The following is a 26,072-nucleotide window of genomic DNA, read 5'->3' as shown; positions in this document are numbered from 1 at the left end:
GTGTCTGCGGCGAAAACGGTTGAGCACAGGGAACGTACCCGTACCGGCGCAGCGATCCTGTGGCGCACGATCACCCGCAACGCCCGCCTGCTGACGAGCGGATCACTGCTGATCTGCGGTCACCAGCTGTGTGAGGCGATGGTGCCGGTGCTCATCGGTGTGCTCATCGACCGCGCCGTGAAACCCGGTGACGCAGGGCAACTGCTGATCTGGATCAGCGCGCTGGCGGTGCTGTTCGTGGTGCTGACGGCCTGCTACCGGCTGGGCGCGCGACACCTGATGCGGGCCATCGCCACCGAGGGCCACCAGCTTCGCGTCGACCTGGCGGCCAGGATCCTGCACCCACAGCGGCTGCGTACCAGCCAGCGCACCGGCGAACTGCTGTCGATCGCCAGCACGGACGCCGACAACACCTCATACCTGCTCGACTACATTCCGCGCATCGCGGGCGCGATCACCGCCATCGTGGTGTGCGCAACGGTGTTGCTGACCATCGACATTCCGCTCGGCCTCGCTGTGCTGCTGGGTACGCCGCTGATCTTGTTCGTGCTGCACTTCGGCGGGCCCGTCATCACCCGTCGCGTGGCTGACCAGCAGGAGCTGGCCGGCGAGGCGACCGCGATGTCGGCCGATCTGATCGCGGGCCTGCGCCCGCTCCGCGGCATCGGCGCGGAGCGCGCCGCCGGGCAGCGGTACCGCAAGATCAGCCGCGACGCGATGGCGGCCGGTATCCGGGCGGCGCGTACCCAAGGTGTCTACCTCGGTTTCTCGACGGCGCTGAGTGGCCTGCTCGCTGTCGGGATCGCCGTGATCGCAGGCTGGTTCGCGCTGCGAGGAGACATCACCGTCGGACAGCTGATCACGGTTATCGGACTGGCGCAGTTCCTGCTCGAACCGTTCGGCACCATGGCCGAGGTACCCAGTTGGATCGCGGAGGCGCGTGCCTCGGCCGAACGTGTGGGCTGGATCGAAGGCGCCCCGTTGGCATTGTCACCGGGCATCGGCACGCTGGGCGCGGGGCCGTACGGAATCGCGCTGGCCGATGTACGGCACGGCACCCTGGAGGGGATCACGTTGTCCGTCGAACCCGGTCAATTGGTCGGGGTGGTGAGCACACGGGCCAGCGACGCGGACGCGATTATCGTTGCGCTGTCCGGACAATTGGCGCGCGGGGACTACACAGGTGAGATCAGGATCGGCGGCAGCCCCCTGGAGGAACTTGCGCTCGTGGAGGCCCGGCGGGCACTGCTGGTCGAGCCGCACAAGACCGACCTGTTCACCGGATCGTTGCGCAGCAACCTGGTGGTCGGCGATGCCGACGCACCGGAACTGCGGAAGGCCTTGCTGGCCTCCAGTGCCGTCGATGTCATCGACGTGCACCGCGACGGCCTCGAGCACACCATCACCGAACGCGGCTCCAGCCTCTCCGGCGGTCAGCGGCAAAGGTTGACGGTCGCCCGCGCACTGCTGAAAGCGGCGCCCGTCCTGGTGTTGCACGAACCCACCACCGCCGTCGATGCGGTGACAGAAAGTGCGGTGGCCCAAGGCATCGCCGAGTTGCGGCACGGCCCGGAGTGCAACTTCACCACGGTCGTCGTGACCAGCAGCCCCGCCCTGCTGGCCGTGACAGATCGCGTGGTGCTGATCGACGGTGGGCGGGTGATCGTCGAGGGAAGACACGAGGACCTGATGAACCGCACCGACTACGCCTCGGCGGTGTTGCGATGAGCCGCTCTGATGAGGCGACGATCCTGCCCGTGGCCACCGGCCGGGAGACCTGGACCTGGCTGCGTCGCGAACTCCGTTCCCGCAGTGGCCCGCTGATCGCCACCATGCTGGTGGGCATCCTGGCTGCCGCGGCCGCGGTGCTGCCGGTGTACGTGCTCGGTGTGCTCGTGGACCGGATCATCGACGGGTCGCCGTCCTCGGTCATCGTGACGGTGGCCGCCGTCCTGGCTGCCGCCGCGCTGGTCGGCGGCGCTGCCACCGGGTGGTCGCACTACCTCATCGCGCGCCTCGGTGCGGTCATGCTGGCCGAGCTACGGGAAGCCGGGGTGGACCGCGCCCTGACCCTGCCGACCACCACGGTGGAACGAGTCGGGCGGGGCGATCTGCTGTCTCGGGTCAGCACCGATGTGGCGACGATCGCCAAAGCGGTGACCGACGTGTTCCCGACGATGTTCTCGGCGCTCATGCTCGCGGCGCTGACTCTGGTGTCGATGCTGGGTCTGGACTGGCGCCTCGCCCTGGCCGGCGCCGTCTCGATCCCGTTCTACCTGCTGGCACTGCGCTGGTACCTGCCGCGATCGGCGCCCCGCTACGCGCAGGAGCGCCGGGTGATAGCGGAACGCTCGCAGGTCTTGATGGAGAGCATGCTGGGCGCACCCACGGTGCACGCCTACCACACCCACGCGATCCATCAGGATGTGATCGAAGACGCCTCGGCGCGGGTCAGGGACATCTCGATCGGCGTCTTCACCTTCTTCACCCGCTTTGTGGGGCGGATCAACCGCGCCGAGTTCATCGGGCTCACCGTCATTCTGGTGGCCGGATACTGGCTGGTGCAACACGGCTCGGTGACGGTCGGCCAGACCACCGCGGCGGCCCTGCTGTTCCACCGGCTGTTCGGCCCGGTCAGCATGCTGCTGTTCACCGTCGACGAAGCCCAGGACGCCGGAGCGAGCCTGGCTCGCCTGGTCGGTCTGGTCAGCATCCCGGCGCCTCCCGCCGGGGACGGTCCGGGCCGCGAACCCCAGGATGCGGCGCTTGAGCTGACAGACCTGGAATTCAGTTACGACGATGTGCATCCGGTGCTGCACGGCGTGAGCGTCCGGCTCGAGCCCGGACAGCGGGTGGCGCTCGTCGGTTCCACCGGTGCCGGAAAATCGACCGTCGCCGGAATCGCGGCGGGCACGCTCACACCGCAAGGTGGCGCGGTGCGAATCGGCGGCGTACCGCTGGCCGATCTCACCCCCGAGCAACGGCGCAGGCATGTCGCGATCATCAGTCAGGACGTGCATGTGTTCGCTGGGCCACTTGCCGACGATCTGCGGCTGGCCAAACCCGATGCCACGGATGCCGAAGTGCTTGCGGCACTGGACGCCGTCGGTGCCGGCGAATGGGTTGCCGCATTGACCGACGGTGTGCACACCGTGGTCGGTGAGGGCGGGCACGAGCTGACGTCGGCGCAGGCCCAGCAACTCGCCCTGGCCCGGTTGCGCCTGCTCGACCCGACCGTCGCCATTCTGGACGAGGCGACCGCCGAAGCGGGCAGCCTCGGTGCCCGTGACCTGGAACGCGCGGCAGCCGCCGTCACAGCGGGCCGCACCACCCTCGTGGTCGCACACCGCCTCACCCAGGCGGCCAGCGCCGACCGGATCGTGGTGATGGCCCACGGCAACATCATCGAAGAAGGTACCCACGCCGAACTGATCTCGGCGCAGGGCCGTTATGCCCAGCTCTGGCGTGCCTGGGCGGCGCATCACACCGATGCCGAGAGGACGAATGCGTGACGACGATCGATGACGGCCTCAATCCGAGCGATCGCCTGGAACTGTTGCGGCAGTGGAACAATGACACATGGCCCAGCACCACGGCCACCGTTCCCGAAATGTTCGCGCAGCAGGTCCGTCTGACACCGGACGCGCTGGCCGTGGTGTCCGGGGCGAGCGCAGCGACGGGGAAGAAGTCAGGCCAAACCAGACTGACCTACCGCGGTCTGTCGGTCCGCGCCTACCAGCTCGCCAATCACCTTCGCGCCCTCGGTGTCAGCCACGAACAGGTGGTCGCGATCGCCGTTCCGCGCTCGACCGAGATGGTGGTCGCGATGGTGGCGATCCTGGCCGCCGGCGGCGCGTTCGTGCCCGTCGACCCGCAGTGGCCGGCCGAACGTCGCAGCCAGGTGCTCGCGGATACCCGGGCCACCGCGGTGTTGGTCGCGCCCGGCGACGCACACGCAGGCGACCCGAATCCGATCGAACTCGATCTCGATCAGTGGGCGTTCGAAGACCAGCCTGCCACCGCGCCGGCGGTCGACATCGACAGCAGTCAGCTGGCCTACGTCATCTTCACCTCGGGTTCCACCGGCAAGCCCAAGGGCGCGATGATCCGGCACGAGGCGATCTGCGAACGCCTGAGCTGGCAGGTGCAGGAGATCCTCGGCTTCGGGCCGGGGGATGCGTCGCTGTTCAAAGCGCCTCTGTCCTTCGACATCTCGATAAACGAGGTGCTGTTGCCGTTGGTGTCCGGCGGTTACGTGGTGGTCGCCGATCCGGGCGGCGAACGCGACCCGCAGTACCTGCTGGACCTGATCGCGACGGAGAAGGTGACCTTCGTCTACCTGGTGTCCTCGATGCTCGACGTGCTGCTCGAACTCGCCTCCGGTACCGCCCTGCTGGCGGGCCTCAAGCATGTCTGGTGTGGCGGTGAGGTCCTCACCCCGGCGCTGTTCGATCGGTTCCGCTCCCAGCTGTCCACCACGCTGTACCACGGCTATGGACCAGCCGAGGCCACCATCGGTGTCTCCCATGTCATCTACCGCGACAGCGCCGAACGCATCGAAACCTCGATCGGCCGGCCCAATCCGCACACCCAGCTCTATGTACTGGACGACGACCTACATCCGGTCCCGGTGGGGGAGGGCGGCGAACTCTATGCGGCCGGCTTCCTGCTGGGTCGCGGCTACGTCAACGCACCCGCGCTGACCGGCGCGCGGTTCGTGGCCAACCCGTTCGACCACGACGGCGCCCGGATGTACCGCACCGGGGATCTTGCCCGCTGGACCGGTAACGGAGTGCTCGAATTCCTAGGCCGGGCTGACAATCAGGTCAAGATCCGCGGCATGCGGGTGGAACTCGAGGAGATCGAGGTCATCCTCGCCGCCCACCCGCAGGTGCGGCATGCCGCGGTGATCCTGCGCAAGACCCCGGCGGGTGGAGCGCAACTCACCGGCTACGCGCTGTCCACCACGGGCGCCGATCCCGACGAACTGCAAGCCTGGTGCGCCGAGAAACTACCCGAGCACATGGTGCCCGGCACCGTCATGGTGCTCGACGAATTCCCGGTGACGGCCAATGGCAAGATCGATCGGAGGGCCCTGCCGGTACCGGTCGTGGCCGAGCCGGCGAGCGGCGCACCCGTGACCGACGCACGCGTACAAGCCATCTGCGATATCTACGCGGAGCTACTCGGGGTGGAGGTCGTCGGAGCGGACACCGACTTCTTCGGACTCGGCGGCGACAGCATCGCCGCCATGGGTCTGGTCAGCCGCGCCCGTCGCGCCGGGCTGCGGGTACGGGCGCGCGATGTCTTCACCCTGCGCACACCGGCCAAACTCGCCGCCGCCGTCACCGATATCGCCGGCCCGGCCGCCACCACCCCGATGGACGGTACCGGGGAGATCGAACCGACGCCTATCCTGGCCTGGCTGCACGAAATCGGCGACAGCACAGAAGACTTCTTCCAGTCCGTCACCCTGCACACGCCGGCCGGTCTCACCCTGGCCACGCTGACCGGCATGCTCGATGCCCTGCTGGACTGCCACGACCTGCTGCGCGCCCGGCTGGGCACCCCCACCGAACCGGCGGGTCTGGTCGTGCTTCCCGGCGGTACCCCGATCGCCGCCGACGTGCTCGTCCGCATTGACAGCTCCAGCGATGCTGCGGCAGAACATGATCGGGCTGTCGCGCGACTGGACCCGGCAGCGGGCCGGATGCTGCAGGCCATATGGCTGGACGGCGGCGACGGCAAGCCCGGCCGGCTGATCCTGGTGGTGCACCATGTGGTGATCGATGGAGTCTCGCTGCGAGTGCTCACCGAGGACCTGCAGGCCATGTGGGCCGACGTCACCGCCGGCCTCCCCATCGCCTTGACCAGACCCGACACCACCTTCCGGCATTGGTCGGCCGCACTGCGCGCCGCGGCGGCGCGGGGCGAGTTCGCCGACGACGAGAATTACTGGCTGCGGGCCGTGGCGGCACCCGACCCGCAACTGGGCAGCAGGCCGCTGAACCCGGCCGTCGACACGGTCGCCACCGAGGCCAGACTCACGGTCGGCGTGGACGCGGACGTCACCGCCCGACTGCTGGGACCGGTACCCGCCGCGATCCGGGGCGGGGTCAACGATGCGCTTGTCACCGCCCTCGCCGCAGCGGTGGGGCAATGGCGCGGTGACGCCGAGGGCCTGCTTCTCGAACTGGAGGGCCACGGCCGCGAGGCCGACCACCTCGGAGCCGCGGGGGATCAGCTCGATCTATCCCGCACCCTCGGCTGGTTCACCACGCTGTTCCCCGTGCACGTCCACACCGGCCCTGCCGGGTGGAGCGAGTTGATGGCCGGTGGCCCGGCCCTCGGCGCGGCGGTCAAGGCGGTCAAGGATCAGCTGCGCGCCGTGCCACGCAGCGGACTGAGTTACGGTGCACTGCGCTATCTTTCAGGCCAGCCGCGCGTCGACCTCGCGGTAGCCCCGCAAATCCTGTTCAACTATTTGGGCCGCTTCGCCGGTGCCGGGGACGGCCCCTGGACTCTGGCGGACGCCGCCGTCGGCGAGGACCGCGACCCGCGGATGCCGCTGCCGCGTGCCCTCGAGATCAACGCCATCACGGTGGACTCGGGCGCCGGGGCGCGGCTGGAAGCCACCTTCAGCTGGCCGGCCGGCGTCCTCGACGACAACCGGGTGTCGGCACTGGCACAGCTATGGACCGAGGCCCTGACCGCCATCGCCCACAGCCCCGCGGTTGCCGGGCCGACCCCGTCGGACTTCCCGCTGGTGACACTCACCCAAGCCGACATCGACGCCATGCCGGCGGTGGTCACCGACGTGCTGCCGCTCTCACCGCTGCAGGCCGGCATCTACTTCCACTCGACCTACGCGGACACCGATCCGTATGTGGTGCAACAGATCGTCAGCTACGACGGCCCGCTGGAACCGGACCGGCTGCGCAGCGCCGCCGCGACCCTGATCGCACGGCACCCGCATCTGGGCGCCGCATTCCGCGCACTCGCCGACGGCCGCCTGGTTGCCGTCCTCGGTGGCCTGCCCGCCGTGCCCTGGAGCTACCACGACCTGAGTGCGCTGCCGGACGGGGACGCCCAGACCAGGATTAGCGAGATCGCCGAGGTGCAACGAAACGAGCCCTTCGACCTCGCCGCACCGCCGCTGATGCGGTACACACTCGTGCGGCTGGCATCCGACCGGCATGTGCTCATCCAGACCGTGCACCACATCATCGCCGACGGCTGGTCGGTGCCCATCGTGTTGCGCGAATTGGCCGCACTGCACGACGACCCAGACACCGACCGACTGCCGGCACCGGGTCGCTATCGCGACTACCTAGACTGGATCACCCACGCACCCGTCGACGAGACGCTGGCGGCATGGCGCGAGGAACTCGCCGACATCGGCGACCCGACCCGGCTGGCGGAAGTGTTGCCGCCCAGCCATTCCGGCGACAGCGGATTCGGCAAGGTGAGCCTTGACATGCCCGCTGATATCGGCGCCGGGATCCTGGACTGGGCCTCCGGTCACGGCGTCACGGCCAGCGCGGTTCTCAGCGCGGCATGGGGCATCACCGTCGGCCGGCTCACCGGCCGCAGCGATGTGGTCTTCGGCTCGACGGTGTCCGGGCGCGGCGGCGACATCCCCGGTATCGACGACATGGTCGGTCTGCTCATCAACACGATGCCCGCCCGCACCCGGTGGGCGCCCGCCGACTCCCTGGCCACCGTGGTCGAGCGCCACGCCGCGGCGCAAGCCTCGCTGTTCGAACACCACCACGTGGCGTTGGCCGACATCCAGCACGCCGTCGATGTGCCGGAACTGTTCGACACACTGCTCGTCATCGAGAACTATCCCGCGGCCGACGACCACACCGCCACCATCCGCGTGACCGGGATGGAGGTCATCGAGGCACCGCACTATCCGCTCACCTTGATGGTCAAGCCGGGGGAGGATCTGCGGGTCGCTCTCACCCACGACCGTGCGGTGCTCTCCGCCGCCGCCGCCGAGCAGGTGCTGGCACTGTATCGGCGGATCCTGACGGCTATCGTCGTAGCCGGCGAGAATCTCCGGTGCCTCGACATCGAGGTACTCGACGCCGCCGCCCGCGACGAGGTGTTGCGCGCCGGTACCGGCCCGGTCGGCCGCACCGGCACCGTCCTCGAACTATTCGACAACCAGGTGCGTCGCACCCCTACCGCGGTTGCGCTGAGCGACAACACAACCCGGTTGAGCTACCGGGACATCGATGACCGGTCGGCCGCTCTGGCCGGGGCGCTGGTCGCCGCCGGTGTGCGCCGCGGGGACATCGTGGCGGTCGCCACCGCCCGGACGACCACGATGGCCACCGCCCTGCTCGCCGTGCTGCGAAGCGGTGCGGCCTACCTGCCCGTCGACCCTGCGTACCCGCAGGCCCGCATCACCTACATGCTCGACGATGCGGGGCCCACGGTGGTGCTCACCGACGGCAGCCCACTGCCCGAGCACGGTATCCCGACCGTGCGCACCGATGCGGTGGGAAACCCGTGGCGCGACACCGTGATCGAACCCGATGACGCGGCATCGATCGTGTACACATCCGGTAGCACCGGCCGCCCGAAGGGCGTCGTCGGCACCCACGGCGCCCTGACCAACCGGCTGGCCTGGGCGAGGACTGCGTGGTCGCGGGACCGCGACGACGTGCGAATCGCCAAGAGCTCGATGAGCTTCATCGACGGCACCACCGAACTGCTCGGCGCGCTGATCGCCGGCGCCACCACCGTGATCGCCGATGACAACACCGCCAAGGACGGCGCCGCGCTGGCCGCACTGGTCGATGACGTTGCCGCCACCCAACTGTTGGTGGTACCCACCCTGGGGGCGGCCATGGCCGAGGTCGCGGGCCACCAGCTCGGCACCGTGGCGCGTTGGATCTGCAGCGGTGAACCGCTGTACACGGCAACCGTCGCAGCACTGCGACAGGTGTCACCCGACGCAGAGATCGTCAACTCCTACGGTTCCTCCGAGGTCGCCGGCGATGTGCTCGCCGGACCGGTCGGCGGAACCGTCACACTGGGTCACCCGGTTCCCGGCACCCGTGTCTACCTACTCGGGCCGGACCTGGCACCGGTGCCACCCGGAGCCGTCGGCGAAATCTACGTCGGCGGGGCCCAGGTGGCCCGCGGCTACCTGGGAATGCGGACCGATACCGCTTCTCGCTTTGTCGCCGACCCCTTCGGCAACAGCGGCGAACGGCTCTACCGCACAGGTGATCTCGCCCGCTGGACGCCCGACGGGGCGGTCGAATACCTCGGCCGCGCCGACAATCAGATCAAGATCAACGGCTTCCGGGTCGAGCTCGGAGAGATCGAGGCAGCCCTGGCCGCGCATCCCGACGTCGCCGAGGCCGTGGTGACCGCACACGGGCAGCGCCTGGACGGATACATCGTCGCCCGTGCCGGTCACGAGCCCGACCCTGCGGCCATCCGATCGGCGCTGACCGCCACCCTGCCCGCTCACCTGGTGCCGGCGACCCTCACCGCACTACCCGAAATACCGTTGCTGCCAAACGGAAAACGCGACAGGTCAGCCCTTCCGGAGCCGGTTCTGTCGATCTCGCGCGCGCAGCCACGCACCGACCGGGAAGCACTGATCTGCGCGATCTTCGCGGCGGTGCTGGGAATCGACGAGGCGGGGATAGACGACGACTTCTTCGCCATGGGCGGGGACAGTCTGCTGGCCCTGCGGGTGGTCAATCGGCTGGCCGGCGCCGGCGTCCCGCTGGCCACCAGCGAGCTGTTCCGGCTGCGCACCGCGCGTGCGCTCGATGGCGCGTTGAGCACCGACGCCGACCCCGCCGTGTCGGCACCGGTGAAACAGGCTGCCTGGCACGGACTCTCCGAAGATGAGATCGCCCGCCTGACCGCGGCCAGCCCGGTCGAGGTGGCCGAAGTCTGGCCGCTGTCGCCGCTGCAAGAGGGCGTGTACTACCAGTGCACCTACACGGACGACGTCAACACCTATCTGGCGCAGAACGTCTTCGATTTCGACCACCGGCTCGAGGTCGACGCGCTGAGGGTGGCGTTCGGCGCGATGCTGACCCGGCACGACAACCTGCGTGCCGGATTCACCAGTGACGACCTGGCCCGGCCGGTGCAGTACATCGGACGGTTCGTCCCCGCTGCGGTGGCCGAGGTGGACCTGTCGGCCCTGTCTGCTGACGCCGCATCCGAACAACTCGCCGAGGTGATGCGCACCGACAGTGAAGCTCCCTTCGATCTGCGGATGCCCCCACTGGTGCGCCTCACCGTGATCCGGCTGCCCGATCGTGGCGACCGGCTGCTGCTGACGTGTCACTTCCTGCTGTGGGATGGCTGGTCCCGCGAGCTGGTGCTGCGAGAACTCTTCGCGCTGTACAACTCCGGTGGCCTGCGCGGCGCGCTGCCCGCAGGCACCGCCACCTACGCCGACTACCTGCGATGGGTGCACGCCCAGGACCGCGACGTCGCGATGACGGCCTGGTCCGACGCTCTGCGTGGGCTCGACGAACCCACCCTGATCGCGACGGCCGACGGCGCCGGTGCCGAACCGGTCATGCCGCAGCGGGTCTACGGGGAACTGTCCGCCGACGTCACCGCGCTGCTGACGCAGCACGCCCGGCGCGAGCAGACCACCGCCAACACGGTGCTGACCGCGGCGCTGGGTATCGTGCTGGGCTACGAGACCGCCAGCACCGACGTGGTGTTCGGCACCACGGTGGCCGGGCGCCCACCCGAGCTGCCCGGCATCGAGCATGTGATCGGGCAGTTCCTCAACACCGTCCCGGTCCGCGTCGACATGGCGCCAACGGCCACGGTGTCCGAACTGCTGCGCGCGGTGGAGGATTTCCGACTGGACCTGATGGCGCACGAATACGTCGGGCTCGGCGACATCAGCCGCGCGGCGGGCCACCAGCAACTGTTCGACAGCCTGTATGTGCTGCAGAACTTCCTGGACGACGACACCTTCACCGACTTCGAACGCGAACAGGGCATCGTCGGCGTCGATTTCGTCGACACCACGCACTATCCGCTGACCTGGGTGCTCACTCCCGGCGAGCGGTTACGCATCAAACTGGAGTACCGGCCCGACGTCGTCGGCACCGATGCCGCGGCCCTGATGGTCGCTCGGTTGTGCCGCGTCGTGGAACTGCTGCTGACCCAGCCGGACGTCCCGATCGGTGCGCTGGACCTGGCGCTGGGCTCCGAACGCGAGGCGCTGACGGCGCAGTGGCAGGGTGCCGAACATGAGATCGGCGACGACACGATCGCCGATCTGCTGGCCCAGCGGGCCACCCGCTGCCCCGACGACACGGCACTCGTGTTCGGCGCCCAGCGGCTCACCTATGCCGAACTCGACGATCGGGTCAACCGGCTGGCCCGGTTGCTGATCGCGCACGGCGCCCGGCCGGAACAAGTAGTGGCGCTGGCGCTGCCGCGCTCGGTCGAGATGGTGGTGGCCCTGTTCGCGGTGTTGCGGACCGGGGCCGCCTATCTCCCGCTGGAACGCGACTATCCGCTGACCCGGCTCACCGGCATGCTCGACGACGCTCGCCCGGTGCTCCTGCTGTGCCCGGAATCCAGCACGGAACTCGCCGTGCACCAAACCGGCCTCGGTGCCACAGTGTTGAACCTGGACAGCGCCGCCGTGACCGGACAACTCGCCCAGACGCCGGGAACAGCGTTGTCGGACAGCGAGCTCGGTGCCTTCGTCGGCGCCGGCCGGCTGGAGTACCCGGCGTACATCATCTTCACCTCGGGTTCGACGGGACGACCCAAGGGCGTGGTCACTCCGTACCGCGGGCTGACCAACATGCAACTCAATCACCGGGCCGAGATCTTCGACCCGGCCATCGCCAAGGCCGGAGGCCGGCGGCTGCGGGTGGCGCACACCGTGTCGTTCTCCTTCGACATGTCGTGGGAAGAACTGCTGTGGCTCGTCGAGGGCCATGAGGTGCACATCTGCGATGAGGAACTGCGCCGCGACGCGAGCGCGCTGGTGGCCTACTGCCACAACAATCAGGTGGACGTCATCAACGTCACCCCGAGCTACGCGCATCACCTCTTCGAAGCAGGCCTGCTGGACAGCCATGCGCCCACCCTGGTGTTACTGGGCGGCGAGGCCGTGTCTGACGAAGTGTGGAATCGGCTGCGGGACCGGCCGGACAGCATCGGCTACAACCTGTACGGCCCCACCGAATACACCATCAACACTCTTGGCGGCGGCACCGACGACAGTGTCACCCCGACGGTGGGCCGGCCCATCTGGAACACCCGGGCCTACGTCCTTGACGCCTGGCTGCGCCCGGTGCGTGACGGTGTACTCGGTGAGTTATACATCGCCGGAACGGGTTTGGCGCGTGGCTACCTGCACCGGGCCGGCCTGACCGCCGACCGCTTCGTCGCGGACCCGCACACCCCAGGCGGCCGGATGTACCGCACCGGTGACCTGGTGGCCCGGCGCGCCGACGGAAGCAACATCCTGGACTTCTTCGGCCGGAGCGACGACCAGGTGAAGATCCGCGGATACCGGGTGGAACTCGGCGAGGTCGCCGCGTCGCTGCAGGCATTGCCGGGGGTCCGACAGGCGGTGGTCATCGCCCGGCCCGGGCCCAGCGCCGCCACCAAACAGCTCGTCGCATACGTGGTGCCCGAAAGTGTCTGCGAGCCGGCCGAACTGGCTGCCGAGCTGCGTTCGGCCCTGACTCAGGTGCTGCCCGACTACATGGTGCCCGCGCTCTACGGTGTCCTGGACACCGTTCCGCTGACCGTCAACGGCAAACTGGACACCAAGGCCCTGCCCGACCCGGTGACGCCTGCGGCCGGTACGGCGCGTTCCCCGCGGGACGACCGGGAAACGTTGCTGGCCGGGATCTTCGGCGAGGTCCTCGGGATTCCCGAGGTGGGTATCGATGACGACTTCTTCACCCTCGGCGGGGACAGCATCTCGTCCATCGCGGTTTCGGGCAAGGCGCGCAAAGGCGGCCTGCAGCTCACCCCGCGCGACATCTTCCGGCGCCGCACGGTAGCCGCGTTGGCCGCGTCGGTGACCGAGACCGCGCGGCCGGAGATCGCCGCCGCCGACAGCGGCGTCGGAATGATCACGGCGACCCCGATGCTCGCCGAGACCGAACAGTCCGGCACACCGCTGGAGAATTTCTACCAGGCGATGGTGCTGGCGACGCCGGCCGGAATCACCGGTGAACAGCTGGAACTCGTGCTCGGCACGGTGCTCGGGGCGCACGAGATGCTGCGGGCCCGGCTGGACCGCAACGAAACCGGGTGGACCCTGAGCGTCCCGGACGCGGCGCCGCCGGCCGTCCTGGCCCGCGGTGCCGATGCGCTCCGCACGGAGAACATCGACGCAGCGGTGCGCGCCGCGGCTGCCGAGCTGGATCCCGCGACCGGTGTCATGGTGCGCGCGAGCTGGCATGGGGAAAGTCAGCTGCTGCTCGTCATCCACCACCTGGTGATCGACGGGGTGTCCTGGCGCATCCTCACCGACGACCTGTCCCGGGCCTGGGCGCAGCTGTCGGCCCGCGCCGTCCCGTCCCTCGACGCCGCACCGACCTCGTTCCGCACCTGGTCCGAAACCATTGGCACAGCAACATTCGACGACGAGATCGCGCACTGGAACCGCGTACTGGCCACCGCAGACCCTGATCTGGGACACCGGCCGCTGGACCCCGCGACGGATACCGCAGGCACGGTGGTCAGCCACAGCGTGTCGCTGCCGTCCGAGGTCAGTTCGGCACTGCTGACCACGGTGCCCGCCGCCATGTACGGCGGTGTCAACGATGTGCTGCTGACCGGGCTGAGCCTGGCGCTGGCGCAGTGGCGCACCGACCGCGGTCACGGCGATGCGACGGCCACCGTGCTGAACTTGGAGGGTCACGGCCGCGAAGCCGATTTACTCCCCGTCGCTCCGCTCGCCCCGGACCTGGTGGCACGCCAGCTGGATCTGTCCCGCACCGTCGGCTGGTTCACCTCCATTTACCCGGTGGCCGTTGATCCCGGCGCGGTCGGCTGGACCGACGTGCTGGCCGCCGGCGCACCGCTGGCCGCTGCGGCGAAGGCCGTCAAAGAACAACTGCGGGCAGTACCCAACCGGGGACTGGGCTACGGTGTGCTGCGCTACCTGGACCCGTCGGCGCCGATACAAGCTGCCGCACCGCAGATCCTGTTCAACTACCTCGGCCGATTCGCCGGCGGGGCAGGCCGGGACTGGCAGGCCGTCGCCGGGATCGGCGCGCTGCGTGAAGGCGTCGACGAATCCAATCCCGCCATGCCTCTGGAGATCAACGCGCTGGCCGAGGACCGTGCGGACGGCACCGTGCTGACCATGACGTTGTCCTGGCCGGTGGGACTGATCGACGCGGCCGATATCCAGGAGCTGGCCGGCATGTGGGCCGATGCCCTCACCGCGCTAACCCGCTGCACGGCGCTGTCCGGGCATACCCCGTCGGACTTCGGGCTGATCGCGGTCAGTCAGGACGATCTAGATGACTGGCGCCAGCTGGGGAAGATCGAGGACGTGCTGCCCCTGCTGCCACTGCAGGAAGGCATGTACTTCCACAGTGCTTTCGCCGAAGCCGGCACCGACGGTGTCGTCGACACCTATCGGGTGCAGCAGATCGCCGAGATCAGCGGACCGGTGGACCCGGAAACGTTGCGTGCCAGTGTGAATGCCGTGGTGGCCCGTCATGCGGCGCTGCGGGCCGGTTTCCGTGAGCTGCGCGACGGCCGCATCGCCCAGGTGATCTGGGCCGATGTCGAACCCGAGTTCAGTACCGTCGCCGGAGGCGATGCGACATTCACCGCCGACGGTGACGTGGAAAGTGTTGCTGCACAAGAGCTGTCCAGGCCGTTCGCGCTTTCGGACACGCCGCTGTTGCGCTACACGCTGGTATCGCTCAGCGAGACCGAGCACCGGCTGATCCAGACGATGCACCACATCGTCGCCGACGGCTGGTCCTACCCGGTGATCTTCGGTGACATCATCGCGCACTACAACGCCGGCCTGAGTGCGGCCCCCCGGCCGTCCCCGGTGATCGCGACCTTGCGCGACCACATTGAAGCGGTGGCAGGCGTAGACCGGGACGCGGCGCGCCAGGCGTGGTCGCAGGCCCTGGCCGGGGTCGAGCCCACCACGCTGTTTACCGCCGATCGGGCCGCCGTCGGGGAGCATCGCAGCACCGTGCGACGGCTGTCCGCTGAACTGACCACGGCGGTCACCCGGGCCGCCCGGGACCGCGGCGTCACCCCGAGCACCGTGTTGCACGGCGCGTGGGGGCTACTGCTGGGCAGGCTGCTGGACCGAACGCGTGTGGTGTTCGGTTCCACGGTGTCCGGCCGCGGGGGAGAGCTGGTCGGTACCGATTCGATTGTCGGACTGCTGATCAACACCTTGCCGGTGCCGATGGTCTGGGAGCAGGACACCCCGATCGGCACCGTCCTGGCGCGGTTGCAGGACCAGCAGGCCAGTCTGCTCGACGCCCAGCAGCTGGGGCTGGCCGAGCTGGCCCGGCTGGCCGGGGTGCGCGAGTTCTTCGACACCATGGTGGTGGTCGAGAACTTCCCGGCCACCGCCACCCAAGTCCCGGACGACCCCCGGGCACTGACCTTTCACCGGTTCACCGGCACCGACGCCCCGCACTACCCGCTGTCACTGGTCGCCTACCTCAATGAGCGGCTCGGCATAGAGATCAAGTACGACGCCGATGTGGTCAGCGCGGCCCAGGCCGATCGGTATGCCGAACGCGTCGAACGCATTCTGACCGCGTTCGCCATGCAGCCCGATCTGCCGGTGGCCGAACTGGATCTGCGCACCGATGCCGAACGGGCCCGGGACGCCAAGCAGGTATCCCGGCCCGGCCCGGACCACAACCTCGTCGACGCCTTCGCCGACGCGGTCCGACGCGCACCCGACGCCGTCGCGGTCACCTGCGGCGCGCAGCAGCTCACCTATGCAGAACTGGATGCCCGTGCCTCGTCGGTCGCGGCCACCCTTTCCGATCTCGGTGTGCGGCCAGAATCCCGTGTCGCAGTGGCATTGCCGCGGACTACCGACCTGATCGTCGGCCTGCTGGCCGTCCTCAAGGCGGGCGGTGCCTACGTTCCGCTGGACATCGACTCGCCCGCCGCGCGACTGCAGCACATCGTCACCGACTCCGCACCCGTCTGCGTTCTCACCGACACGCCGGAGCGGGTGCCCACTGCGACGGCACCGACCGTGCTGCTGGCCGACGCGGCCCGCCACCCCGGGCCGGCGCCACGGGAAGTGGTCGACGCCGATCACACCGCCTACCTCATCTACACCTCCGGTTCCACCGGGGTGCCCAAGGGTGTGGCGGTGGCGCACCGCCAGGTCGCCGCGCTGTTCGCCAGTGCGGCAACACTGTTCGAATTCGGCGCAGCCGATGTGTGGACGATGTTCCATTCCGCGGCCTTCGATTTCTCGGTGTGGGAACTGTGGGGCGCCCTGCTGCATGGCGGCCGTCTGGTGCTCGTCGAGCAGGCCGTGGCCCGGGACCCGGACCGATTCGTCGACCTGCTGGTCGACGAGGGGGTGACAGTGTTGAATCAGACACCGTCGGCGTTCTACCCGCTGATCGAGGCCGACCGGCGCCGGCGCGCCGTGTTGTCGCTGCGCTACATCGTCTTCGGCGGCGAGGCACTGGACACCTCCCGGCTGACGGGCTGGTACGAACGGCACCGCCCGGACGCCCCGCAACTGATCAACATGTACGGCATCACCGAGACCTGCGTACACGTCTCGTTCCGGCCGTTGACGGGCGCGGATGCCACGGCCTCCGACAGCGTGATCGGCGGGCCCATCCCGGGCCTGCAGATCCATCTGCTGGACAGTGCGTTACAACCGGTGCCCACCGGTGTGGTCGGCGAGATGTACATCGCCGGCGGCCAACTGGCCCGCGGATATTCCGGCAGGGCCGGTCTGACCGCGGCGCGGTTCGTGGCCAACCCGTTTGACCCGAGCGGTGATCGGCTATACCGCAGCGGCGATACGGCCATGTGGACCGAGTCCGGCGACCTGGTCTACGTCGGACGCTCCGACCACCAGGTCAAGGTCCGCGGCTACCGCATCGAACTGGGCGAAGTGGAGTCCGCACTTTCGGCGCTGCCCGGCATCACCAATGCGGCGGCGGGCATACACTCCGACTCGGCCGGGCGGGCCCGGCTGATCGGCTATCTGGTCGGCCGCAATCCGATCGACATCGCCGCCGCGCGTGCCGAGCTGGCCACCCGGCTCCCCGGCTATATGGTGCCTTCGGCACTGGTCGCCCTCGACCAGCTGCCACTGACGGTCAACGGCAAGCTCGACCGGGCCGCGCTTCCGGCTCCCGCCGAACCGGCTTCGCGACCGACTCCGTCCGCCGTGGCGGAGGGGGCCGCCGGCGTGCTGGCCGCACTGTGCACCGAGATCCTCGGCACCGCCGTCGGCGTGCACGACGACTTCTTCACCATGGGCGGCGACAGCATCGTGGCGATCCAGTTGGTGAACCGGGCCCGCAGGCAGGGCCTGCGGATCACCCCGCAGCAGGTGTTCACCGCCCGCACGCCGGCCGGTCTCGCCGAGGCGGCCGGTATCCAAGCGATACAGCAGTCGGATACCAACCCGGATGACACCGGACCCGACCTCGGCGAGGTCATGCTGACCCCCATCGTTCAGCGCCTCGCCGAGCTGGGCGGCACGGTGTCGCGGTTCAACCAGAGCGAACTACTGCGTACCCCGGCCGGTGCGACACACCAGCGGCTCGAGGCGGCCGTCAACACCGTGGTGGCCCGGCACGACGCGCTGCGGCTGCGCCTGCACCGCCCGTCACCCATCCTGTGGTCACTGGAAACCACCGCAGCACAGCCAGTTCCGGTACTGCATGTGGATGCCACCGGATGTGCCGACGACCAACTGCACGCATTGATCGGAGCGCAATCCGAAGCCGCTACCGACCGCTTGGACCCCGACGCCGGGCTGGTGCTGCAAGCCGTGTGGTTCGACCTCGGACCACAACGCCAGGGCCGGCTGCTACTGGTGGCCCACCACCTCACGGTCGACGCCGTGTCGTGGCGGATCCTGATCGACGATCTCGCCGAGGCATGGGATGGGCAACGCCTTCACCCGGTGCCCACCTCGCTGCGCACCTACGCCCGGACCGTCAATGAGAACGCCCAGCACGCCGCCCGGCTCGCCGAGTTCGACCACTGGACCGCCACGCTGTCACCCGGCGGTGAACTCGATCCGCAGGCCGGCACCTTCCCCCTCACCGTGGGCGCCACCCGCGACCATGAGGTGCGGCTCACCACGGCGGAGACTGTGCCGCTGCTGACCACCGTTCCCGCCGCGGCGAACGCCGACGTGAACGAAACACTGGTCGCCGCACTGCATATCGCGGTCGGCCGATGGCGCGCCGGCCGGGACAACTCGGCGGCGCCGCTGGTGCTGGACCTGGAGCGGCACGGCCGCGACGGCTGGGGCGAGGATCTGGACCTGTCCCGGACTGTCGGATGGTTCACGGCCATCGCACCGGTCCGGCTGCCCGCGGTGGGGAAGCAGGACCACCTCGCGGTGCTGAAGGACGTCAAGGAGCGGCTGCGCGCGGTGCCGGACCGCGGGCTGGGCTTTGGCCAGCTGCGGTACTGCAACCCGCGCACCGCGGCCGCACTGGGTCGGCTGCCCGCTCCGCAGGTGCTGTTCAACTACCTGGGCCGGTGGGTATCCGACTCGCACGCCGACTGGGATTCGGCACCGGAGGTCGGCGCGCTGCGGGTCGCCCCCAACCCCGATCTCGGTACCCCGTATCTGCTGGAGATCAATGTCATCTGCGATGAGACGCAGGACGGTCCGCGGCTGCGAGCCACCCTGACCTACCCGGACGGTGACTTCGGTGACGCGGTCCGAGCGCTGGCCGGTCATTGGGTTGCGGTGCTGAGTGAGTTCGGCGCGCTCGCCGGCAATGCGACGAGCTCGCTGACCCCATCGGATCTGCCGCTGCTCGAGCTGACCCAGCAGCAGATCGACCACGTGATCGACACCAGCGTCGGCGCGGTGCAGACGATCTGGCCGCTGTCACCTCTGCAGGAAGGCGTCTACTTCCAGGCGCGCTACTCCGACGCGGCGGTGTACATCGTGCAGAACGTGTTCGACTTCGCCCAGCCTGTCGACACCCTCGCGCTGCAAACCGCGTTCACGGCGGTGATGCGCCGCAATCCCGTGCTGCGGTCCGGTTTCCGGGCCGACGACCTGCCGCACCCGGTGGCGGTCATCGCCGAGAACCCGCACTGTGTGCCGGAGGTCATCGACCTCTCGGCGCTGGACCCGGCGCAGGCGCAGGACCGGATCACGGCGATCACCGCCGAGGACCGGCTGCGCACCTTCGATGTCGCGGTGCCACCTTTGGCCCGCTTCACCGTCATCCGCACCCCGGATATCGACCGGCTGATCTTCAGCTACCACTTCCTGCTGCTGGATGGGTGGTCACGTGAACAACTGCTTCGCGAACTGTTTGCCGAATACGCGGCGGCCAAAGCCGGTGCGCCGTCGGCGAATCTGCCCGAACCGCACGCTCAGTTCACCGACTACCTGCGCTGGTTGGCCGGACAGGACCGCGCCGAATCGGCCCGGCGGTGGGGCAATGCCCTGACCGATCTGGCGGCGCCCACCCTGCTGGTGCCCGAGGCGGTCGGCACCGCACCGACCCTGGCCCTTCGGCTGGACTTCTTCCTCCCCGAGGAGCAGACCGCACGGCTCACCCAGACCGCCCGTGCCTGCGGGGTGACGCTGAACGCGTTGGTCAGTACAGCACTCGCGCTGGTGCTGGCGTACGAGACGGGTGGCGACGACGTCGTCTTCGGTTCCACCGTGGCGGGACGCCCCACCGATATCGACGGTATCGATTCGGTGATCGGGCTGTTCCTCAACACGGTGCCCACCCGGGTGCGGCTGCGGCCGCAGGATTCGATCGCCGACGCGATGCGGGCGGTGCAGAACGATCGGCTGCGGCTGATGGATCACGAGTACCTCGGCCTGGGCGATATCCAGCGGGCCGCTGGTGTCCAGGGCGATCTGTTCGACAGCCTTTACGTATTGCAGAACTTTCTGGGCGACGACACCTTCACCGACATGGAGCGCGAGTTCGGGATCGTCGGCCACGACTCGATCGACGCCTCGCACTACCCCCTTACCTGGGTGGCATCCCCGGGACGCCGGCTGTGGATGAAGCTGGAATACCGTCCCGACGTGGTGGACCGCGCGTACGCGCAGCGTCTGCTGGATCGGCTGAAGCTCGCCCTCCTGCAGATGGACCCGGCCACCACCCTGGCGGCGGTGGAACTAATGCTGCCTGCCGAATCTGGTGCGCTGGCCGCCTACGCCGATTCGACCCGTCACGCGCTGCCCGAGGCCACCATCGTGGACCTGCTGGCCGAGCGCAGTGCAACCGCGGCGAGTCTGACGGCTTTGATCTGCGGTGCCGAGCGCATCGACTATGGACAGCTCGACGCGGCGCTCAACCGGATGGCCGGATTGTTGCGGGCGCGCGGTATCGGACCGGAAAGTACGGTCGCACTGGCAATTCCGCGGTCGATCGACGCCGTGGTGGCGCTGTTCGCGGTGCTGCGTTCCGGTGCGGCCTACCTGCCACTGGAACTGGATTATCCCGACGACCGGCTGGCCGTCATGCTCGCCGACGGCGCCCCAGCGTGCGTGCTGACCACACAGGTGGTGGCCGCCCGGATCGGTGCCGTCACCCCGGCGGGCTGCCCGGTGCTGGTCCTCGACGACGCCGACGTCGCTGCGGAATATGTAGCGGCACCGGAGGTGTGGGACGGTTACCGGCCCGGTCTGGACGATCCGGCCTATGTGATTTACACGTCCGGATCCACCGGCAAACCCAAGGGTGTGCTCACGGCGCACCGCGGGCTGACCAACATGCACCTGAACCACCGCGAGGCGATCTTCGCTCCCGCCATCGCCAAGGCCGGCGGCCGGCGGCTGCGCATCGCACACACCGTGTCGTTCTCCTTCGACATGTCGTGGGAAGAACTGCTATGGCTGATCGAAGGCCATGAGGTGCACATCTGCGATGAGGAACTGCGCCGCGATGCCAGCGCGCTGGTGGCCTACTGCCACCGCCACCAGATCGACGTCATCAATGTCACCCCGACGTATGCCCAACTGCTGTTCGAGCAGGGGCTGCTGGAGGGTGGGCACGCACCGGTGCTGGTGCTGCTGGGCGGGGAGGCTGTCTCGGCTACGGTGTGGAACCGGTTGCGCGACAGTGACACCAGCTACGGCTACAACCTGTACGGCCCGACCGAATACACCATCAACACCCTGGGCGGTGGCACCGATGACAGTGACACCTCTACAGTCGGCACCCCGATCTGGAACACCCGCGGGTACATCCTCGACGCCTGGCTGCGGCCTGTGCCGGACGGCACCCCGGGCGAGCTGTACATCTCCGGCGCCGGATTGGCACGTGGCTACCTGCGTCAGCCGGCGCTGAGTGCGGGGCGATTCGTCGCCGATCCCTTCCAGAGTGCGGCCGACGGCGAGGACTCCCGGATGTACCGCACCGGTGACCTGGTCGTGCGCCGCGCCGACGGCAACCTCGATTTCCTTGGCCGCACCGACGACCAGGTCAAGATCCGCGGATACCGGGTGGAGCTCGGCGATATCGAGGTGGCCCTGACCGCCCATCCGGAGGTCGCCCAGGCCGCGGTGATTGCCCGCCCGGACCCGAACAGTTCAGGGATGCAACGGCTGATCGGCTACCTCGTGCCCACAACTGTCGGCGAAGATCTCGAGCTGGTCAGGCGGGTGCGCAACCATCTCAAAGGTGTGCTGCCCGCCTACATGGTGCCCTCGGCCATGGCGGTGCTCGACGCACTGCCGTTGACCGACAACGGCAAGCTCAACGTGCGGGCCCTGCCCGATATCGCGCACCAGCATGCTGCCAGCCGGCCGCCGCAGACGCCGACCGAGGAGACGCTGTGCGGGATCTTCGCCGAGGTGCTCGGCCTGGACGCGGTCGGTGGCGGTATCGGTGTGGACGACGACTTCTTCGACCTCGGTGGGCATTCGCTGGTCAGCATCCGGTTGATCAACCGGGTGCGCGCCGCGCTGGGAATCGAGATGTCCATCCGCGACGTGTTCGACGCACCGACGGTCGCCGAACTCGCGGTGCAGCTCGATCAACGGCCGCGGGCGATGCGGCGCCCGCAGCTGACTGCGACACCTCGGCCCGATCGGATCCCCGCATCCCCGGCCCAGCAACGCCTGTTGCTCGTGGACCGGCTCGGAGATCACCTGGCGTACAACTACCCGCTGGCCTTCCAGGTCGAAGGCGACGTGCACCTCGATGCGCTCGACGATGCCCTCACCGATGTGCTGGACCGCCACGAATCGTTGCGGACGGTTTTCACCGAACAGGACGGCGAGTACTTCCAGCAGATCCTGGCGCGTGGCACCCGCGCGCCCGTCGAGGTGATCGAGCGTGATGAGACCGCCGTCGACGCCCTCATCGCCGCCGCGGTGCAACGACCGTTCGACCTGAGTGCAGAAATCCCGGTGCGGGTCACGGTGATCCGCACCGGGACCCTGGAGCACACCGTGGTGGTGCTGCTGCATCACATCGCCACCGACGAGTGGTCGGACGGCCCCTTCCTGACCGACCTCAACCGTGCGTACCGGAGCAGGGTGGCAGGCACCGGAGCCGCGCTGCCCGACCTGGCGGTGCAGTATGCCGACTATTCGCTGTGGCAGCGCGAACTGCTGGACGGCCTCGGAGCCCAGCAGCGCGAGTTCTGGCGCAACATGATGGCCGGCGCGCCCGATGAGCTGACCTTGCCCACCGACCGGACCAGGCCGGTGCGGCCGACCGGCGCCGGTGGCACCATACATTTCGATGTGCCGCCGGAAACTGCGGTGGCACTGCGTGATCTGGCCGCGCGACGTCAGGTCAGCCCATTGATGGTGCTGCACGCCGGAGTGGCCGCGTTACTGCACCGTCTGGGTGCCGGCGACGATATCGTTGTCGGCACACCGGTGGCCGGCCGCGACGAAGCCGCCCTCAACGAGGTGATCGGCTTCTTCGTCAACACCCTGGTGCTGCGCGCCGACGTGTCCGGCAACCCGACCTTCGACGAATTGCTGGCGCGGGTAAGAACGGCCGACCTCGCGGCCTTCGCGCACCAGGAACTGCCGTTCGACCAGCTCGTCGAGATGCTGAATCCGCCGCGGGTGGCGGGCCGCAACCCGCTGTTCAACGTGTTCGTCGGGTACCACCTGGGTGACGGCGACACCACCGAGATGTTCGGTCTGCCCACCCGGTGGCACGAACCGCCCGTCGCAGCGGCCATGTTCGATCTCGGTTTCACCCTGATCGACGACCGCACCGGCGGCGGCGTGACGATCATGGCCGAATACAGCGCCGACCTGTTCGACGAATCATCGGTACGGATCCTGGCGCGACGACTGGTCACCGCCCTGGGCCAGTTCGCCCATGACAGTGCGACAGCGGTCGGAGCGGTGCATCTGTTGGACGAGGCCGAAGCAGACACGCTCGCGACCCGTAACGACACCGACCACTCGGTGGCACCGATCGCGCTGGGCGCGTTGGTGTCCCGCCAAGCCGCGTTGACCCCCGATGCCGTGGCCGTGCGGTTCGAGGGCGCCGAGCTGAGCTATGCCGATCTGGACGCGTGGTCTGACCGGTTGGCCGCCACCCTGGAAGTGACGGCCGGCAGCATCGTCGGTGTCTCGCTACCCCGCTCGGTGGAGCTGATCGTCGCGTTGGTGGGGGTTGCCAAATCCGGTGCGGCGTTCCTGCCACTGGATCCGGACTACCCGGCGGATCGGCTGCAGCACATGGTCACCGATGCGCAGCCGGACGTCGTATTGTCCAACCCGGCGGTGATCCGCCTGGTCCGGTCCGAGCCGGGCCGGCCCCCGCTACCCGAAATCGACTCGGCGGCTTGGGCATACGTGCTGTACACCTCAGGCTCCACCGGGAAGCCGAAGGGGGTGGCCGTTGCGCATGCGGGGATCGTCAATCGGGTCGGCTGGCTGCAGGACGCCTATCCGCTGACGGTGCAAGACCGGATGCTGGTGAAGACACCGATCAGCTTCGATACCTCGGTGTGGGAGGTGTTCTGGCCACTCAGCGTGGGCGCCACCCTGGTGATCGCCCGACCCGGGGGTCATCGCGATCCCGCCTACCTGGCGGAAACGATTGTCTCCGAAGGGGTCACGGCCATCGACTTCGTGCCGTCCATGTTGGAGCTGTTCCTGGACGAGCCGCGTTCGGCGCGCTGTCTGTCGCTGACCCGGGTCACGGTCGGCGGCGAGGCATTGCCCGACGAGCTGGCGGCCCGCTTCGGCGCTACCTTCGGGCTGCCGCTGCACAATCTCTACGGCCCCACCGAGGCGGCCGTCGATGTGCTGGGCTGGACCGCCGACGGTGGTCCGGTGGCCCTCGGCGTTCCGGGCTGGAATGTCCGTGCCCACGTCTTGGACCGCTACCTCAACCCGGTCCCCGACGGTGCGCCCGGTGAGCTCTACCTGGCCGGCGTGCAGCTGGCGGACGGCTACCTACATCGCCTGGATCTGACCGCGCAGCGTTTCGTCGCCGACCCGTTCGGCGACGGCGCACGCCTGTACCGGACCGGGGATGTGGTGCGCTGGCGCCGGGACGGCCAACTCGAATACCTCGGCCGAGGTGACGATCAGATCAAGTTGCGGGGGGTGCGCATCGAACCGGCCGAGGTCGAGGCGGTGCTGGCCACGCATCCGGGGGTGTCCTCGGCGCGGGTGGTGGTGCGCAACGACCGGCTGGTGGCCTACTACCTGCCGGGTACGGGTGCGGGTGTGCCGCTGCGCGAACATGCCGCGGCTGCGTTGCCGACCCACATGGTGCCTTCGGCATACGTGGAGCTGACGGAATTCCCGCTCACCCCGAGCGGCAAGCTGGACCGAAATGCGCTGCCGGAGCCGCAGATCAGCATGGGCGCCGGTCGTTCGCCGCGCACGCCGGAGGAACAGCGGCTGTGCGCGTTGTTCGCCGAGGTGCTCGGCCTCGCAGAACCCGGGATCGACGACGATTTCTTCGCACTCGGCGGGCATTCACTGCTGCTGGTGCGGCTGGCCTCGGCGATCCGGCGCGAGTTCGGTGTCGATCTGCCGGTTGCGGACCTCATGGTGGCCCCGACGGTGGCCGATATCGCGCCACGGTTGCGCGGTGACACGGCGGGCGGCTCGGACAGCCTGGCGCCGGTGCTGCGGTTGCGCACCTCCGGTTCGCAACCGCCGCTCTTCTGCGTGCATCCCGCCAGCGGCCTCAGCTGGCAGTTCGCCCGTCTGAAAAAGTTTGTGCCGGAGAACGTCCCGCTGTACGGATTGCAATCTCCGCTGTTCTCCACCGGTCGGCTGCCCGGCAGCATCGCCGAACTCGCCCGTGACTACGCGGACTCGGTGCAACAGGTCGCGCCGAGCGGGCCGGTCCGGCTGCTGGGCTGGTCGTTCGGCGGGGCGATGGCACTTCTGATAGCGCAGGAATTGACCCGGCGTGGCCGTACGGTCGGCTTCGTCGGCATGCTGGATGCGCGGACCGATATCGCACCGGATGCCGAGTTCGATGCCGACGCGGCGCTGGGCTCGCTGCTGCGCGAGATGGGCTTCCCCGTCCAAACCGGCACCGCGCCCGAGGTCCGGATGAGCGTGGCCGATGCGGTGACGCTGGTCCGCGACAGCGGTGATGCCATCGCCATGCTGGAGGACACCCAGATTGCACAGGTGATCGAGAACTATGTCGCCGCAGAGCGCTTCACCGCTGGCGCGGACTATGGATGCTACGACGGCGATGTGTTCTTCGTGGATGCGGCCATCCTGGAGATGGACTTCGACGGCGTCGCTTCGCACCAATGGCGCACCCACGTGGGCGGACAGCTCAAGGTGGTGTCGCTGGATTGCAAGCACTCCGAGCTGATGGACGCGGATATCCTGGAGCTTCTCGGGCCGCTCATCGCGGCCGAGTTGGAGAGCTGAC

At 68.7% G+C, this 26,072-nt stretch carries 3 protein-coding genes; all 3 read left to right on the top strand.

Features of this window, described 5'->3' with window-relative positions:
* The 3 genes from ACXPWS_RS21910 to ACXPWS_RS21900 are packed head-to-tail and all read left to right on the top strand — an operon-like array spanning nt 1 to nt 26,071.
* Nucleotides 1–1,728 carry an ABC transporter ATP-binding protein gene (locus tag ACXPWS_RS21910; RefSeq protein ID WP_458708665.1) on the top strand — a complete coding sequence of 576 codons (1,728 nt, stop codon included), beginning with the start codon at nt 1–3 and terminating at the stop codon, nt 1,726–1,728.
* The gene (locus tag ACXPWS_RS21905; RefSeq protein WP_458708664.1) at nt 1,725–3,512 is read left to right on the top strand and encodes an ABC transporter ATP-binding protein; all 1,788 of its coding nucleotides are present in this window, start codon (nt 1,725–1,727) and stop codon (nt 3,510–3,512) included. The genes ACXPWS_RS21910 and ACXPWS_RS21905 overlap by 4 nt, the downstream gene beginning before the upstream one ends.
* Nucleotides 3,509–26,071 (top strand): non-ribosomal peptide synthase/polyketide synthase, encoded by a 22,563-nt coding sequence (locus ACXPWS_RS21900; RefSeq protein WP_458708663.1) that lies wholly within the window; start codon nt 3,509–3,511, stop codon nt 26,069–26,071. The genes ACXPWS_RS21905 and ACXPWS_RS21900 overlap by 4 nt, the downstream gene beginning before the upstream one ends.
* Nucleotide 26,072: the final 1 nt, after the last annotated feature.

The organism is Mycobacterium sp. BMJ-28, from assembly GCF_054404835.1.
The sequence above is the reverse complement of the archived record's forward strand: the minus strand, read 5'-3'. Positions and strand labels throughout refer to the sequence as shown.

Coding starts and splice junctions, on each gene's coding strand:
- ACXPWS_RS21905 (WP_458708664.1), top strand. CDS start 1,725: ATGAGCCGCTCTGATGAGGCGACGATCCTGCCCGTGGCCACCGGCCGG.